The following is a 14372-nucleotide window of genomic DNA, read 5'->3' on the forward strand; positions in this document are numbered from 1 at the left end:
AGAAAAACCGCCCTGCGGCGGTTTTTATGGCACGACAAATCAAGGCTCGTCGATTGTAAACCGCCCTAAACGTCCTGCTCGGAAATCTCTGAGTACAAGCTGAACCACCTTATCGATGTCAAGCTGTCCACCAGACTTCAGACAACCTCTGGCAACGGCAATCTTCGCCATAACGGCGTTGACATCATCACCCTGCTCGAGGCTTACTGCATATTTATTTTGCAAATCCTGAGGATATTTGCGTATCAACAGATCAAGCAGCAGCTCTACGGCCTGCTCCCTGTCGAATACATCCTCCTTGATGGCACCGGTAACGGCAAGCGCAAAGCCTACCGACGGGTCATCAAACTTAGGCCAGAGTACACCCGGCGTATCCAAAAGCTCTAAGCCCTTGGCAATCGTTACCCACTGCTGTCCGCGTGTTACACCCGGCTTATCGGCAGCCATTACCTTGTTCTTGCCTACGAGGCGGTTAATCAGGGTAGACTTGCCGACGTTCGGAATACCTACAATCATAACGCGGACGGGACGGTTGCGCACGCCCTTCTTCAGCCATTTATCAATCACCGGCTTGGCAGCCAGCTGAACTGCATTGATAAGCTGCTTAACGCCCTTACCGGTAGCGCAGTCAATCTTGCACACAGGCAAACCGCTGTGCTTAACCTTTTCCAGCCACACATCAGTCTGCGCCTTGTCTGCCATATCAATCTTGTTCAGTGCGATAACCTTCGGCTTGCTGCCAAGGATATCCTGCAGCATGGGGTTGGTACTGGAGCGCGGAATACGTGCGTCCAGCATCTCCACCACAACGTCAACCAGCTTAATCTGGCTTTCCATCATGCGCTTCGCCTTGGTCATATGGCCGGGGAACCACTGAATCTTAAAATCCTCCAGCATCATTCGCCCATACCCGTATCAGCCTTCAGCACGCGCATCTTGTCCAGCGGCCAGAAGGCAACCAGCGCACGTCCCTTAACCAGCTTCAGCGGCACAAAGCCAACATCGGCAAAACGGCTGTCCTCAGAGTTATTACGGTTATCACCCAATACAAAGATGGTATCCTTGGGAACAACTACCTTGCGGTAATCGGAAATGTTTTTGCCCTTCGGGTCATTGTGGTAGATATAGGTTTCGTTCAGCTGCTTGCCGTTGACGAATACCTTGCCCTGCTGCATCTCCACAGTGTCACCGCCAACTGCGATAACGCGCTTGATAAAGTCACGGGTCTGATCCTTAGGGAAGCGGAAGACTACGATTTCGCCCTTTTTCGGGTCGGTAACAAAGTAGCTCAGCTTATCAACGACAAGACGCTCATGGTTTACCAGAGTAGGATACATAGAGGAGCCTTCTACCATGTAAGGCTCTACCAAAAAGGTGCGGATGCAGAATGCCAGTGCAACCGCAATAATAATCGAAACAAGCCAGTCGCTGGCAGAATCCTGCCAGGAGGTTTCACTTTTCTTGCTCAACTAATGAGCCTCCTCTCTATCGCCGGCACAGGCCGGATTTTTAACTACAATAATATAGATATATTGTAGCATAGATTACAGCTTCAGTTATGACATAATTGTAAAATTGCTTTATTTTAAAGCATAAATGCTTCATAACGTAATAAAAGGGACCGTACTACTACAGTCCCTTTTACTATAAACAAAGATTGATTAGCGTTTTTCTCTGATACGAGCAGCTTTACCAGTCAGTTTGCGCAGATAATACAGTTTAGCACGGCGAACGATACCAACGCGTGCTACAACGATTTTCTCAATACGCGGGCTGTGAACCGGGAAAGTTCTTTCTACGCCAACGCCGTAAGAAATACGACGAACGGTGAAGTTTTCACGAACGCCGGAGCCACTGCGGGAAATTACAACGCCTTCAAACAGCTGAACGCGCTCGCGGGTACCCTCGACGATTTTGCAATAAACTTTAACGGTGTCGCCTGCTTTAAACTCAGGGATGTCGGAACGAAGTTGTTCTTGTTCCAGTACTTCAATAATGTTCATAGTTTCCTCCTAAATCATAGACGTTCATGTGCGAACTCCACAGCGGACCGTCCGTATTACACAACGTAAATTGTATCATAGACAAACAATTTATGCAAGAGAAAAGTGTATAATTTCTTGCATTTTTCTTTAATTTTTTTCCCACCAGGCCTCGCCTGCAAGCCTATCCAGAATAATGGCTGCGGCACTGCGCACGCAAAGATGATTATAGTCGCATGGGCCGTAAACAGGCTCCAGAATATAGTCAAATTTGGCCATAGTTTCCGCCTCGATGCCAAAGCCTGTGCCAAACAAAAGCAGCACCGGTCTGTCACCCTCCTGCAGCTGCTTGCGCATAAAGCTGTAGGAAACGGTGTTGGGATAAATGCGTGCATCCGTAGTAACAACGTAAGGCTGCTTGCCTGTGCGCTCTGTAATCGTCTGCACCGCACTTGCGATATCAGGCTGCCACAGCACACGGCTCAGCGCGTCGGCACGGTCGGGGTTATACACCTTGCCATAGCCCTCCTGCCAGTAGGAAAGTATCTTGTCGATAATCTGCTTCTGGACCTCCAGCGGATGGATGATGTAATAGCCCTGCACGTTATAAGTGCGGCAGGTACGCGAGATATCGTGGATATCAAAGTTAGTCACCGCGCCGGCGATAACGTTCATGCGCTTGTTGTAGATAGGATAATGGACCAGGCCAACATATAAATCAGCCATTCACCTCATCCTCCTTCACCTCGGCGCTTGTACGTTTTTCCTGATCGGCAGCGATTTCGGCACGCAGCTCCTCATAGAAGCGGCGCTCCGATTTTTTCATTTTATAGGGCAGGCGGCCTGTCAAAAGCTCCTTCTGCTCCGCACTCAAAAGGTCGGGACGCAGAGCGAGCGTTGCTTTGAGCGACTGCTTCAGGCGCCAGCTGTTAATCAGCGCATGGTTGCCGCTGCGCAGCACCTCAGGCACCTCCATGCCCTCAAAATTCACCGGACGGGTGTACTGCGGATATTCCAGAAGGCCAGTGCTGAAGGAATCCTCCTCCGCACTTTCAATCTTGCCCAGTACGCCGGGAATAAAGCGGGAAATTGCATCCATCACGATAATGGCAGGCATTTCGCCACCGGTGAGCACATAATCGCCGATAGACAGCTTTTCATCTACCCAATGGAAGATGCGCTCGTCAAAGCCCTCATAATGACCGCAGACGAAGATGAAATCCTGGCCGCTGTGAGCATATTCCTCGACGATGCTCTGCTTCAGCGTGCGTCCTCCCGGACACATGGCAATAACGCGGGCGTTCGGCAGCTGCTCCTTCGCCTTGCGGATGGCAGCCACCATCGGCTCGGGCTTCAGCACCATGCCTGCACCGCCGCCGAAGGGAGAATCATCCACCGTGCGATGCACGTCATGCGTAAAATCGCGCGGATTAATGCAGCTCACCTCAATCAGGCCCTTGGAGGCAGCGCGCTGCAGAATGCTGTGGCTTGCGGCCTGCTCAATCTGTTCGGGAAATAAGGTTACAAATAAAAACTTCATTCTGCCTCAACCCACTCAGGCAGCTCCACGACAATGCGCTTTTCTGCCAGATTGATTTCCTTGACATATTTCTTCAGTGCCGGCAGCAGGTAATCCTTCTGTCCGGGGACAGCGATAACATAAACATCATTGCTGCCTGTGCTCAGTGCGTCCTTAAAGGTACCGATTTGCTCGCCCTGCTCGTCATAAACAGGCAGGCCGATAAGGTCAGCAACATAAAAGCGTCCTTCCTCCAGCTCCGGCAGGTCCTCAGCGTTAATGCTTACCTCCATACCGCGCAGCAGCTCGGACTCATTCATGCTTTTGATTTCGGCAGTAGTCACAAGCACCATTCTTTTATGAAAGCGTGCTGCTTTCACGGTCAGCTTGCGACCGTCCGGCAGCAGCAGATAATCCAGGTCTAAAAATTGTTCCGGCTTATCGGTTAACGGCAATATACGAATATCGCCCCGCACACCGTGCGGAGCGACAATTTTGCCAATAACTATTTGGTTTTCCATGGATTATTCGCGGAAAGCGATAATCTTACCGTCTTCGGTAAGGATTTCTGCGCCCATCAGGGTATCGATATTGGTGCCTACGGTAATTTCTACAGTACGCTCCAGGGTACCATGACCAATTTCAGCGCCCAGCTCCAGAGCTTCCGCTCTTTTCAGCTTAGCCTCTGCTTCTTGTTTAGCAGCAGTACGCTTATTTCTTTCGATGTCAATTTGTTCGCGCAAAGCCGGAAGCACGCTCAAATCGCTGGCAGCCTGATGCAATGCTTTTTTAGCCTGGAACTCGAATTGCTCCAGATCAAGCTCCATATTCTTTATGGTATTTTGGAGATCTCCAACAATTTTCAACTTTAAATCTTCAGTAACTTTTGCTTTAACAGCGACGGGAACCCTAACGATCATTTTATCCATAGCGATATACCATCCTCAATCAAATAATTTCGACAATGACTTTCACATTTTCACGGGTTGCTACTGCTTTCATAACAGTTCTGATAGCTTTTGCGATACGGCCCTGTTTTCCAATAACCTTACCCATATCTTCAGAAGCAACATGGAGGCGAAGCACCGTTGTTGTACCGGTGGTCTCCTCCTCCACTACTACTGCAGAGGGATCATTTACAAGAGATTTGGCCATAACTTCTACCAATTCTTTCATGTAGATCACGCCCCCTCAAATTATTTTGCTGCTTTAGCTTCAGCAAATTTTTTCATGATACCATCCTTGCTGAACAGGTTTTTAACGGTATCGGTCGGTTGAGCGCCTTTGTTCATCCAGTCGATAGCTTTCTCAGCATCGATTTTTACGCTAGCCGGTTGAACGGTGGAATCGTAGTAACCGATAGATTCGATGAAACGACCATCACGAGGAGAACGAGCGTCTGCAACAACAATACGATAGAAAGGAGCTTTTTTAGCGCCCATACGTTTTAAACGGATTTTAACTGCCATGTTGATTTTCACCTCCTTAAATTAATATCTCACAACATGGAACTTTTCATTTATTATCTGCCAAACGGCAGCTTGAAGCCGCCCTTGGAAGCAAACTTTGCCATACCCTGCATACGCTTCATCATCTTCTTGCTTTCTTCGAAGTTCTTCAGAAGCTTGTTGACATCCTGTACACGCATGCCGCAGCCTGCAGCGATACGTTTACGACGGCTGCCGTTGATGATTTCGGGTTTTTGTCTTTCCTTCTTGGTCATGGAGCGGATGATTGCTTCAATGCGGTCGAATTCCTTTTCGTCCACATTAGCTTCCTTCAGCTTCTGGCTGATGCCGCCCATGCCGGGGATTAAGCCTAAGATGGTTTCCAGAGAACCCAGCTTTTTAACCTGCTGCATCTGGTCCAGGAACTGCTCTAAGGTGAATTCGTCCTTGCGCAGCTTCTTCTCCATCTCCAGAGCCTTGGCGAGGTCAGTTGTAGACTGGATTTTTTCTACCAGAGTCAGGATATCGCCCATGCCCAGAATACGGGAAGCCATACGATCCGGATGGAAGGGCTCCAGAGCATCCAGCTTTTCGCCCAAGCCGATCAGCTTAACCGGCTTGCCGGTAACAGCCTTTACGGAAAGCACCGCACCACCGCGGGCATCGCCATCGAGCTTGGTAACAATCAGGCCGTCAATACCCAATTCCTTATCAAAGCTTTCAGCAACAGTTACTGCGTCCTGACCGGTCATAGCATCTACAACCAGCAGAATTTCCTGAGGATGAACAGCGCCCTTAATGTTGCGCAGCTCCTCCATCAGCTCTTCATTTATATGTAAGCGGCCTGCGGTATCGATGATTACCGTATCGCATGCCAGGCTATGCGCCTTTTCCATGGCCTTTTGGGCAATTTCTACAGGAGAAACCTTGTCGCCCAGAGTAAATACCGGCACATTCAGCTGCTCGCCCAAAACCTGCAGCTGGGTAATAGCAGCAGGACGGTAAACGTCGCCTGCAACCAGCAGCGGTTTTTTGTGCTTACGTTTCAGGTAGTTGGCCAGCTTGCCGGCGGTAGTGGTTTTACCTGCGCCCTGCAGACCAACCAGCATGATAACTGTCGGCGGTTTGGGAGCAACAGTGAGCTTGCTTTGGGTACCGCCCAAAAGCTCAATCAACTCTTCATTTACAATCTTGATAATCTGCTGATGCGGATTCAGGCCTTCGCCAATCGCTTCACCAACAGCACGCTCTTTAACCTTGGCTACAAAGTCCTTAACAACCTTGAAGTTAACGTCGGCCTCCAAAAGCGCCATACGCACTTCGCGCATAGGAGCCTTTAAATCTTCCTCAGTCAGCTTGCCGTTGCCGCGGAACATCTTTAATGCATTTTGTAATCTTTCAGATAAACTTTCAAATGCCATTCTATCTACCTACCTTCACTGCAAAGCTCTTTCAGCATTTGCACGGCCTCGTCTTTTTTTGCCTCATCCGAAGTTGCCAGCAAATCTATTGCCTGCTGCAGCTTAGCATGCAGCTCCTCCTCGCGGCTCAGCACCTTCAGTGATGCTTCATATCGTTCTAGCAGCTGCTCAACACGCTTGAGCAGGTCGTGGACAGCCTGACGCGAAACGCCCAGCTCCTCCGAAATCTCACTCAGAGACAAGTCGTCATAGAAATACAGTCCCAGGCATTGCTTCTGCTTAGCTGTCAGAAGTCCGCCGTAAATATCAAAGAGCCTGCCTAAGCGCATACGCTGCGCAAAAATTTCTTCTGCTGACATATTTATCCCTCTCGAAATTTAGTCGACTATGTAAGTATAAAGCATAAAGCGATGCTTGTCAAGTATTTTTACTTGTCACCTTCAAAAATTTTTCTAAGCCTCTTTTTCGTCCTTCAGCCACTTCCAAATCAGCGGCGCTGCGTAGCTTCCCATCGCCTCATACGTCTGGGATTTGGGATGAATGCCGTCAACGTAGGCCTTGAAGCGTGCCCCTGCGTCCATGCCGATGGCAGGCTGCAAATCCAGCAGGAAGGCCTTGCCGCCACAGATATGCTCTGCCTCCTGCCGCAGGTTCAGCAGCTGACGGTTGAGCGCCTGCTCCGTGCTGATAAACGGCAGCACGATGCACAGGCTGTAGTGCTTTTCCTCGCACCACTCCAGCACACGCCTGTAATCGCGGCTAATGCCCTCCAGATGACGTCCCTGCAGAATGTCGTTGGCACCGCCAAGGAAGATAATGTGATGCACATATTCCGGCAGCGCGTACTGGCGCATGCGGTAGATGATATCGTCGCAGCAGTCACCGCAGACACCATAATTGAGCATTTTAATCTGCGTCAGCTTTTCCACCTGAGCGGTCCAGGAATAGCGTGGGCCAAAGGGAAAGCCCTGCACCAGAGAATCGCCGTAACAGGCAACGTATTTCATGATAATCGCTCCTTACGTTGTTTTTTCTACATATTATTATAGCATAATAGTAAAGGCTGTTACGGTAGAAGTTGATGTGTTTATACTTGCCTAATATCGAAAATCACACTTCTAGATTAACATTTTTCCATTGAACAGGTCTATAATTCTATCGACTCCAAAATAGCAATCAGCTTTTCTAATTCACTCTGTTTTAAATTTACTCCTTTGCCACACTTCGTATGTTTATGATCCCATTTTCGAATATCTAATCCTTTTTTATATCCCCAATCAATGACACGTGCTTCTGTTGACCAATTACCCTTATTATTCAACACAGTAACAAGTCCATAGTCATCAATGCTAGCATTTCCCAAATCAATAACTTGCAACAACTCATCTTTTGAAAATATTGTATCTTCTCGTAATACATCACGCAGTTTAAGAATTTCTTCTTTATTTAGCACAATTCCCTTCCCGGGTTTTTCGCAAGAAGTGTTATTCCATTCACGAATATCAAATGCCGGCGGGTTATTATACCATCGCATATAGTTTATACATATAGGACGAGTATTATCAGATATGTACCCGTAGTTTTTTATAATCTCGTAATTCTGCTCCGTTGTTCCATCAGGTGATAATCTGTCTCCTTTTGCTGTTGTGAACCACGCAGGCATGTTCTTTGATGCTCTTCCACCCTTTGAGGAAAAAATAAATTTAAATCCATGTTTCTCAAACAATTGCATCAAGTCATTTAAGGAGTTATCTCCAATTACCCATAAAGCACCTTTTTTATCTCGTTTATCTACATAAGATAAATCTAAATATGAAAAAATCTCTTTTAATGTTAATTCAAATATACTTCCATCATCTATTTTTTTCTGCATTAACTCAACTTTCGTATCATCTAATGTCTCAATATTAATCTCATCATCTTTATTATTGTTAATTACATCATCAATAGTCAATCCATCAAGAATATTACTCATACCGCTCACTCCCATGATATTTTTTAATTATATATTAATCAAAATCCGGATGAAAATCTATTAATTGTTCTTCTTTCTTTTCTCCTATATCTATAGCAAAGCTATTAACAAATTCATAAAGCTGATCACAAAGAATCTGTTTATCATGACAATTAGAAAACTTATTGTACAACAGTTCTATGCCTTTTACCGCATATTCATTAATAATATTCATATTAGCTTTCAGTTGTTCCCTACGATTAGGATCCGTATCATCTCTAAACGTTCTGTTCATATAATCCTCTACACTCATACCAGGGATTTCCTGAGCTAACAAAATTATTCTGTATATGAATTTTAAGTCTTTTTTCCTGGAATTCAAGTCATTTGCAAAAATAGAAACTTCCCTATCTCTAAATTCATCAGTATCATGAATAGTTACATTGTTTAAATATCCTATCAATATACTTAAAACATATCCCTCTCTAATTGTATTAAAAAGTCCTATGTCTTCTTTAAGCTCCTTCAATTTCTTGGCATAAATTCCACGTAACTCTATTTCATTTTCAAATAAACCATTATTACTTTTCTCAATAATATAATTCATACTATGCGCCTTCCTCGACAATATGTACTTCCGTTTCATCAATTTTTTCAAAATGATAAACACGAGCCACTTTAGTATCAATACCTTCTTTCGCATATCTCCAATCTTTATACATTAAAGCAAATATAAGTTGTGATGTGCATTTTGCTAACTCTTTTGAAATGTTTTTAGTATGCTTCTCATCTGCATGTGAAAAAGCAGCATCAAGAACAAGCGGATACTGTTCGCCAAGTTTCGCCAGCGTTTTATTTCGTTCATTCATCACATCATGAGCAAGTTTTACCAGACCACCTACATATGAAAAGTACTGTATTGCACGCAAACCACCTGTAGTATCCACTTTCCCTCCATCATATGTCATTATGAACTTATAGTTTTCATCTATAGAAACCTGACGCTTTCCGTTATACATTTCATTGAATATATGTGATACATTTTTATTAAGACGTTTCAACATATCTTTTTCACTTTTGCCATATTCACGATTAAGCCAATTATATATTTCCTCTGCATATTTAAAGTACAAACGGTACTTCGCTGATTTCTCACTTTTATCTTTAGAGTCATTAAATTTTTTATTTATATTAGTTATATCACTCTCTACCGCACTAATATTAGCAATAACCGTCTCTTTTTTTTCAGTTAAATCTCTAATATTTCTTGCATAATTACGTTTAGTCTCCTCCAATGTAGCTATATCACATTCTTCCATTTCAGCCAACTGTTTCGAAATTTCAGCTACTTCTTTTTCATATTCATTAATTCTATTTCTTAATTCAAGTATATCTTCATAATTATCATCAATCTCCTTTATAAAGTCGGTACAATTTTGAGAACTTTCAGCCATACTATCTTCTAATTCAGTAATAAGTGTTCCTACTGCCTTTGGAGGGAGAATATCATAGTATTTCATTAGTTCTTTATATGCCATACTCCCTTCTCTTAGCTCTGTACCGCAAAGACATTTTTTACGAGCAAGTAATTCATCTAACGCTTGTGCATCTATGCCACGAATACCTTTGTCAACTACATCCATTGCTTCCATTCTAGCCATTGCCGGTTCTAATAAAGGTTTTATAAATAAATGCATTGACTTTTTACCAAAGCTATCAACTAATTTAGATTGGAATTTCTGTAAATCTTTACTTGCCTTTTGTATAAACTTTTCTAGCTCATCTCTGTTTTTTTGTAATTGTTTCGACGGTTCTGCTTGCCTAAGCTTTTCTTCTATGCAATCTTTTTTTTGCATATAATCATTAATATTTACTTCACAAATATCTTTCTCTTTCTGATATTCGGACAATTTATTCTCCAAGTCATTTTTTTTAGCAAGAATCCTATCTACTTCACCACTACTAAGTCCAGCTTGCATTCTTTCAAACATTCCCATAACGCTGTTGCTGTAATAATTTCTTGCAGTATGCGGTCCATATATATGAAATTTCATATTACCAAATGCAGTTAATCCTAACAGTGTTCTTACAGCATCCCCTAACTCTGCTTTATTTATCTCATTATCTTTTTCACCTTCAAAGAAAAAATAAGATGATAAATCCATAGGAAGGATCGTTTTTACTATAGATGAAATATCTGACTTCTGTACACGCCGAATTACACCATCTTTATCTGTACGTGTCATTTCTGCTTCATCTATTCCATTTTTAATGTTTCCATCAGCTAATTTCTCAAAGCGCTGAGTACGTCTGATAGTATATTGAGTACTATCATCTTCAAATTCTATTTCAACAAATGCAGTATCAGTTTCTCCTGTTTTTAATTCTCTAGCAACTCTTGCATTTAAAATGCTATCTTTTTCATTAAATCTGCTTTCGCCATACAAGCACCATACAAACGAAAGAACAAAAGTTGATTTGCCATGCGTATTGTCACCTAAGAGGACAACTACATTCTTATCCTCATCAACAACATCTAACAATATTTCCTGATCACCTATAAATGGTCTGAAATTATGATATTTTATGCGCTTCAATAACATTTGTTAGCCTCCTCAATAATAATCTGTTTTATTAATTCTTTCATCTTGTTATCGCTATTAGAACGTGTTTTAGCATTATCACGCTCTAATATATAAATTCTATTAATCATGCGCTTCAATGCTTCTTCTTTTAATTCTTGTTCAGACATTTCCATACCATCCTTTATAAAATTCCATATGCTTGATAAATAGATTCAATTAAATCATCGACAGCATTAGTATTCTCTGCAGCTTCAGCAAATTCTCTCATTCTATCGATTTCTTTTTTTATAAGCGTCATATCACATTTTTTTGTTGAACTATCTATATATTTCACCTCATTTAACTTTCTCGGAAGAGTTATGAAATCAAAGATTTCGGCAAATTTCTTACCTGGAGCCTTTCTTAGCACTCTACCTCTACGTTGGACGTATTCCTTAGGATTAGTACTACTAGCTAATATAAATGCTTTTCTTATATTAGGTATATTTACACCTTCATCAAGACACTTTATTGCTGTAATAACTTGTATTTGAAATCCTGTTGAGAACATTGCCTTGATCTCTTCGCGTTCATTTATATCCTCAAACGATGTAAATTTTCTAACACGCAAACCTATATCGCTAATTCTTTTTGTTATAAGTTCTATCTGTTTAATATCCGATTCGCAATCCGTTATAGAAGACTCATACTTATTAGTTCCACAATAAACAAGCATATAATTTTCCTTTTTATGTTCTTCCATCAATTGTGCTATATTTTTTATTTTGTCTTTACACCCAGATATAATTCTAGCCCGTTTGATTAATAACATTTTCAGATAGTCACTGTTTTCAAATTCTTCATGACTACTTTTACCTAACTTTGTGACTTTTTTAGTAAGTTCTTCATATTCATCATATTCATCTTGTGATAAATAATTAATTACCGGTTTGTAATAATACTTGGTCAGAAAACCATTTATAATAGCATCTTTAAGCGTAAATTTAATACTTGTTTTACCAAAAAATTTACGTAACGCTTCTGTTCCATCTTCATCTCCATAACGTTCGATAGTCGCAGATAAACCTATTCTATATCTTGCTTTTAAGGGTAAGATATTTCTTGTTTTTTGAGCACCAAAATTATGAGCCTCATCAGCTACAAAGCAAAAATTTCTTGTAAACCCGTTAATTAACTTTTGAAAATCATCAGATATAAAAGTTGCAATTGTAGCTACAACACAAAAGTTCTTTACAATACCTCTATTATATAAATTTAATGCTTCTTGAAATTCCTTTCGCCATTTATTTCCTGAATAAGAATAGGCTTTTATAGGTTCTACATTAAAATTATTAATATCTTCAACCCACTGCTCCACTAAATGTTGATACGGAACTACGATTATGACAGCTAAATCATCATTTAAAGCTTTTGATAAAGAAGATAATGCACCTAAGGCAGTATATGTTTTTCCTGTACCGGTAGCCATATCAAAAATACCACAGTTCTGTGAAGTAAACCAATTGTCAATAGCCTTTATTTGATATTCATGCAGTTCTATATTTTCCGGTATTCTAAAAAAAGCCTTTTCTTTTACTTCAATACCACTATCGATTTCTGTATAACCATGATAATCAACACTTTTTGTTTTATATCTTTTTACAAATTCATCTGTTACATTTTTAAATTCCAAAGTCTTTATTCTAGGCTCTATATCATTCCAAATTGCCTCAAACGCATTTAATTTATCAGTTATACGATCTTTTTCAGAGCCTTCTGCCCAACTAACATACACATCCATTGTTTCATAATTATCTACTATTGCTGTCGCACTTTCATTGGGAGAACCAGTAAACACCACTATATTATCGGAACTGTCATGCACAATACCAACTTTTTCATGATATATACCAAAACCTATATCATTTTCCACAAATGCTATTCTTATATCTAAATACCCATCGGCTATCAAATTAGCCATGTAATTCAACTGCTCTTCTTCATAAGCGTTAATAGGCTTCTTTAATTCCCTTAATAATGAATTTTTTATGATTTCATCGCGTTTAGCATAACCTTCTCTTATAGCCACTATGTCTTTTTCTGATAAATTAGGAGATGCAATAATCCTTACTCGTCCGCCATTTTTTATTAATGAATTAATACCTTTATATATTTGTGAAAAAATTGATGAGGAAAAAAAGCCAACTGCTCTATCATATTGATTACCCTCGCTCAAAACCGGAATATAAAATTTCTTTGCTATATCATCTATACAACTTCTATATTCTCTTTTTAAATTTAAGTCTTTCAAGCTCATGAATAATCACCCCATTATAAGCAATCTTCTATCTCTTCCAGCGCCCTCTCCAGCGCAGTAAAATCTTCATCACTGGTAAAATACCCTACACTAAATCGGATTGTCCCGGCAGGATATGTCCCTAAAAATTGATGTGCTAAAGGCGCACATTGCAGACCGGTACGCACTGAAATACCATACCTATCAAAAATTCCGCCAGCACTGTCACTGCTTATTCCATTCATAACACAAGATACAATGCCAACAAATTTTTGCTGGTCATTATTGCCGACAACCTTTAAGAAATCATATTGCTCTATGATACTTAAGAGTCTTTGCCTGTGCTCAACTTCTTTTTTCCATACATTATCTTTTCCTTGCTCATCAAGCCATTTTAAAGCAGCGTTCAGACCGGCAAGCCCAACAATATTACTCGTCCCCATCTCATAACGCTCTGGCAAGCTGTTAGGCATATTCTGATTAGCAGATTCAAAACCGGTACCACCAAAAATAACTGGCTCTAAAACAATCTCCGGCTTCATAACAAATCCGGAAATCCCGGTAGGACCATACATTGTTTTATGTCCGGCAAAAACAGCAAAATCAAAAGTATTTAAGCCTACATTAGTATCAACTAAACCGGCAGTTTGAGACATATCAGCAACAGTAACAGCATCATAATCCTTGGCTATTGCGAAAATTTCTTCTACCGGAGCAATAAGTCCAATGACATTGCTTGCATGACTAACAATGACTGCATCAGGCTTTACTTCATCAAACTGATAACGGATACGAAGCAAATCATACCTTAAATCCTTCTGAACATGCAATTGAACTACCTTTATTGCACCTGCTTGCTCATAATAATGTAAAGTTCTTGTGACTGCATTATGTTCAAAGGGACTAATATAGATATTTTTCATTCCTTTCTTTATCAGTCCTTGAATAATTATATTAAGAGCAATAGTCGCAGTAGGCGTAAATACTACCTGCTTTGCAGGGCAATGAAATAACTCTTGAATACGTTTACGAGTATCTTTTAGCAAAGCTCCTGCACTTTTAGCCATACTATAATTACCCCTGCCTGCATTAGCTCCGCTATTCTTATAGAATTCACTCATGAATTCATATACGCTATCAGGTTTTGGAAATGTAGTAGCTGCATTATCAAAATAAGCCATTTTTTCA

The 14372-nt window shown here is 41.3% G+C and carries 18 protein-coding genes; all 18 read right to left on the bottom strand.

Annotation, left to right across the window (positions count from 1 at the left end):
- Positions 1–39 precede the first annotated feature (39 nt).
- Positions 40–900, bottom strand: a complete 861-nt coding sequence (ylqF, locus tag KAH19_RS10225) for a ribosome biogenesis GTPase YlqF (protein WP_210684508.1) — start codon at positions 898–900, stop codon at positions 40–42.
- On the bottom strand, positions 897–1469 hold the full coding sequence (lepB, locus tag KAH19_RS10230) for a signal peptidase I (RefSeq protein ID WP_009145923.1): 573 nt from the start codon (positions 1467–1469) through the stop codon (positions 897–899). The genes ylqF and lepB overlap by 4 nt, the downstream gene beginning before the upstream one ends.
- 192 nt (positions 1470–1661) lie before the next feature.
- Positions 1662–2003 (bottom strand): 50S ribosomal protein L19, encoded by a 342-nt coding sequence (gene rplS, locus KAH19_RS10235; RefSeq protein WP_009145924.1) that lies wholly within the window; start codon positions 2001–2003, stop codon positions 1662–1664.
- Between the two features lie 129 nt (positions 2004–2132).
- Entirely contained in the window at positions 2133–2708 is a 576-nt protein-coding gene (locus KAH19_RS10240; protein ID WP_210684509.1) for an RNA methyltransferase, read from the bottom strand.
- Positions 2701–3522 carry a tRNA (guanosine(37)-N1)-methyltransferase TrmD gene (gene trmD / locus KAH19_RS10245; protein ID WP_210684510.1) on the bottom strand — a complete coding sequence of 274 codons (822 nt, stop codon included), beginning with the start codon at positions 3520–3522 and terminating at the stop codon, positions 2701–2703. The genes KAH19_RS10240 and trmD overlap by 8 nt, the downstream gene beginning before the upstream one ends.
- Positions 3519–4022, bottom strand: a complete 504-nt coding sequence (gene rimM / locus KAH19_RS10250; protein WP_009145927.1) for a ribosome maturation factor RimM — start codon at positions 4020–4022, stop codon at positions 3519–3521. The genes trmD and rimM overlap by 4 nt, the downstream gene beginning before the upstream one ends.
- Before the next feature lie 3 nt (positions 4023–4025).
- Entirely contained in the window at positions 4026–4430 is a 405-nt protein-coding gene (locus KAH19_RS10255) for a YlqD family protein (RefSeq protein WP_021719181.1), read from the bottom strand.
- 19 nt (positions 4431–4449) lie between these two features.
- Positions 4450–4677 (bottom strand): KH domain-containing protein, encoded by a 228-nt coding sequence (locus tag KAH19_RS10260; RefSeq protein ID WP_009145929.1) that lies wholly within the window; start codon positions 4675–4677, stop codon positions 4450–4452.
- 20 nt (positions 4678–4697) lie between these two features.
- On the bottom strand, positions 4698–4970 hold the full coding sequence (rpsP, locus tag KAH19_RS10265) for a 30S ribosomal protein S16 (RefSeq protein WP_009145930.1): 273 nt from the start codon (positions 4968–4970) through the stop codon (positions 4698–4700).
- A gap of 53 nt (positions 4971–5023) precedes the next feature.
- The gene (gene ffh, locus KAH19_RS10270) at positions 5024–6370 is read right to left on the bottom strand and encodes a signal recognition particle protein (protein WP_009145931.1); all 1347 of its coding nucleotides are present in this window, start codon (positions 6368–6370) and stop codon (positions 5024–5026) included.
- Between the two features lie 5 nt (positions 6371–6375).
- Positions 6376–6729 carry a YlxM family DNA-binding protein gene (gene ylxM / locus KAH19_RS10275; RefSeq protein WP_210684511.1) on the bottom strand — a complete coding sequence of 118 codons (354 nt, stop codon included), beginning with the start codon at positions 6727–6729 and terminating at the stop codon, positions 6376–6378.
- Positions 6730–6822: 93 nt separating this feature from the next.
- Positions 6823–7377 (bottom strand): GDSL-type esterase/lipase family protein, encoded by a 555-nt coding sequence (locus KAH19_RS10280; protein WP_210684512.1) that lies wholly within the window; start codon positions 7375–7377, stop codon positions 6823–6825.
- 140 nt (positions 7378–7517) lie between these two features.
- Positions 7518–8345, bottom strand: a complete 828-nt coding sequence (locus KAH19_RS10285) for a PC4/YdbC family ssDNA-binding protein (RefSeq protein ID WP_210684513.1) — start codon at positions 8343–8345, stop codon at positions 7518–7520.
- 34 nt (positions 8346–8379) lie between these two features.
- Entirely contained in the window at positions 8380–8931 is a 552-nt protein-coding gene (locus tag KAH19_RS10290; RefSeq protein ID WP_210684514.1) for a hypothetical protein, read from the bottom strand.
- Between the two features lies 1 nt (position 8932).
- Positions 8933–10927: an AAA family ATPase gene (locus KAH19_RS10295; protein ID WP_210684515.1), complete on the bottom strand. Its 1995-nt coding sequence runs from the start codon at positions 10925–10927 to the stop codon at positions 8933–8935.
- Positions 10918–11076, bottom strand: coding sequence for a hypothetical protein (locus KAH19_RS10300; protein ID WP_210684516.1), 159 nt, complete (start codon positions 11074–11076; stop codon positions 10918–10920). The genes KAH19_RS10295 and KAH19_RS10300 overlap by 10 nt, the downstream gene beginning before the upstream one ends.
- Positions 11077–11090: 14 nt before the next feature.
- Positions 11091–13205, bottom strand: a complete 2115-nt coding sequence (locus KAH19_RS10305; protein WP_210684517.1) for a DEAD/DEAH box helicase family protein — start codon at positions 13203–13205, stop codon at positions 11091–11093.
- A gap of 14 nt (positions 13206–13219) precedes the next feature.
- On the bottom strand, positions 13220–14365 hold the full coding sequence (locus KAH19_RS10310) for an aminotransferase class V-fold PLP-dependent enzyme (protein ID WP_210684518.1): 1146 nt from the start codon (positions 14363–14365) through the stop codon (positions 13220–13222).
- Between the last annotated feature and the right edge of the window lie 7 nt (positions 14366–14372).

The organism is Phascolarctobacterium sp. Marseille-Q4147, assembly GCF_017968825.1.
Classification (GTDB): Bacteria; Bacillota; Negativicutes; order Acidaminococcales; family Acidaminococcaceae; genus Phascolarctobacterium_A.

What these genes read in the sequence shown, in the direction of transcription:
- KAH19_RS10260 (WP_009145929.1), bottom strand. Translation starts at nt 4,677, where the DNA reads ATGAAAGAATTGGTAGAAGTTATGGCCAAATCTCTTGTAAATGATCCC.
- ffh (WP_009145931.1), bottom strand. Translation starts at nt 6,370, where the DNA reads ATGGCATTTGAAAGTTTATCTGAAAGATTACAAAATGCATTAAAGATG.
- KAH19_RS10280 (WP_210684512.1), bottom strand. Translation starts at nt 7,377, where the DNA reads ATGAAATACGTTGCCTGTTACGGCGATTCTCTGGTGCAGGGCTTTCCC.
- rpsP (WP_009145930.1), bottom strand. Translation starts at nt 4,970, where the DNA reads ATGGCAGTTAAAATCCGTTTAAAACGTATGGGCGCTAAAAAAGCTCCT.
- ylxM (WP_210684511.1), bottom strand. Translation starts at nt 6,729, where the DNA reads ATGTCAGCAGAAGAAATTTTTGCGCAGCGTATGCGCTTAGGCAGGCTC.
- KAH19_RS10305 (WP_210684517.1), bottom strand. Translation starts at nt 13,205, where the DNA reads ATGAGCTTGAAAGACTTAAATTTAAAAAGAGAATATAGAAGTTGTATA.
- KAH19_RS10240 (WP_210684509.1), bottom strand. Translation starts at nt 2,708, where the DNA reads ATGGCTGATTTATATGTTGGCCTGGTCCATTATCCTATCTACAACAAG.
- KAH19_RS10255 (WP_021719181.1), bottom strand. Translation starts at nt 4,430, where the DNA reads ATGGATAAAATGATCGTTAGGGTTCCCGTCGCTGTTAAAGCAAAAGTT.
- KAH19_RS10290 (WP_210684514.1), bottom strand. Translation starts at nt 8,931, where the DNA reads ATGAATTATATTATTGAGAAAAGTAATAATGGTTTATTTGAAAATGAA.
- KAH19_RS10295 (WP_210684515.1), bottom strand. Translation starts at nt 10,927, where the DNA reads ATGTTATTGAAGCGCATAAAATATCATAATTTCAGACCATTTATAGGT.
- ylqF (WP_210684508.1), bottom strand. Translation starts at nt 900, where the DNA reads ATGATGCTGGAGGATTTTAAGATTCAGTGGTTCCCCGGCCATATGACC.
- KAH19_RS10300 (WP_210684516.1), bottom strand. Translation starts at nt 11,076, where the DNA reads ATGTCTGAACAAGAATTAAAAGAAGAAGCATTGAAGCGCATGATTAAT.
- KAH19_RS10285 (WP_210684513.1), bottom strand. Translation starts at nt 8,345, where the DNA reads ATGAGTAATATTCTTGATGGATTGACTATTGATGATGTAATTAACAAT.
- rimM (WP_009145927.1), bottom strand. Translation starts at nt 4,022, where the DNA reads ATGGAAAACCAAATAGTTATTGGCAAAATTGTCGCTCCGCACGGTGTG.
- KAH19_RS10310 (WP_210684518.1), bottom strand. Translation starts at nt 14,365, where the DNA reads ATGGCTTATTTTGATAATGCAGCTACTACATTTCCAAAACCTGATAGC.
- trmD (WP_210684510.1), bottom strand. Translation starts at nt 3,522, where the DNA reads ATGAAGTTTTTATTTGTAACCTTATTTCCCGAACAGATTGAGCAGGCC.
- rplS (WP_009145924.1), bottom strand. Translation starts at nt 2,003, where the DNA reads ATGAACATTATTGAAGTACTGGAACAAGAACAACTTCGTTCCGACATC.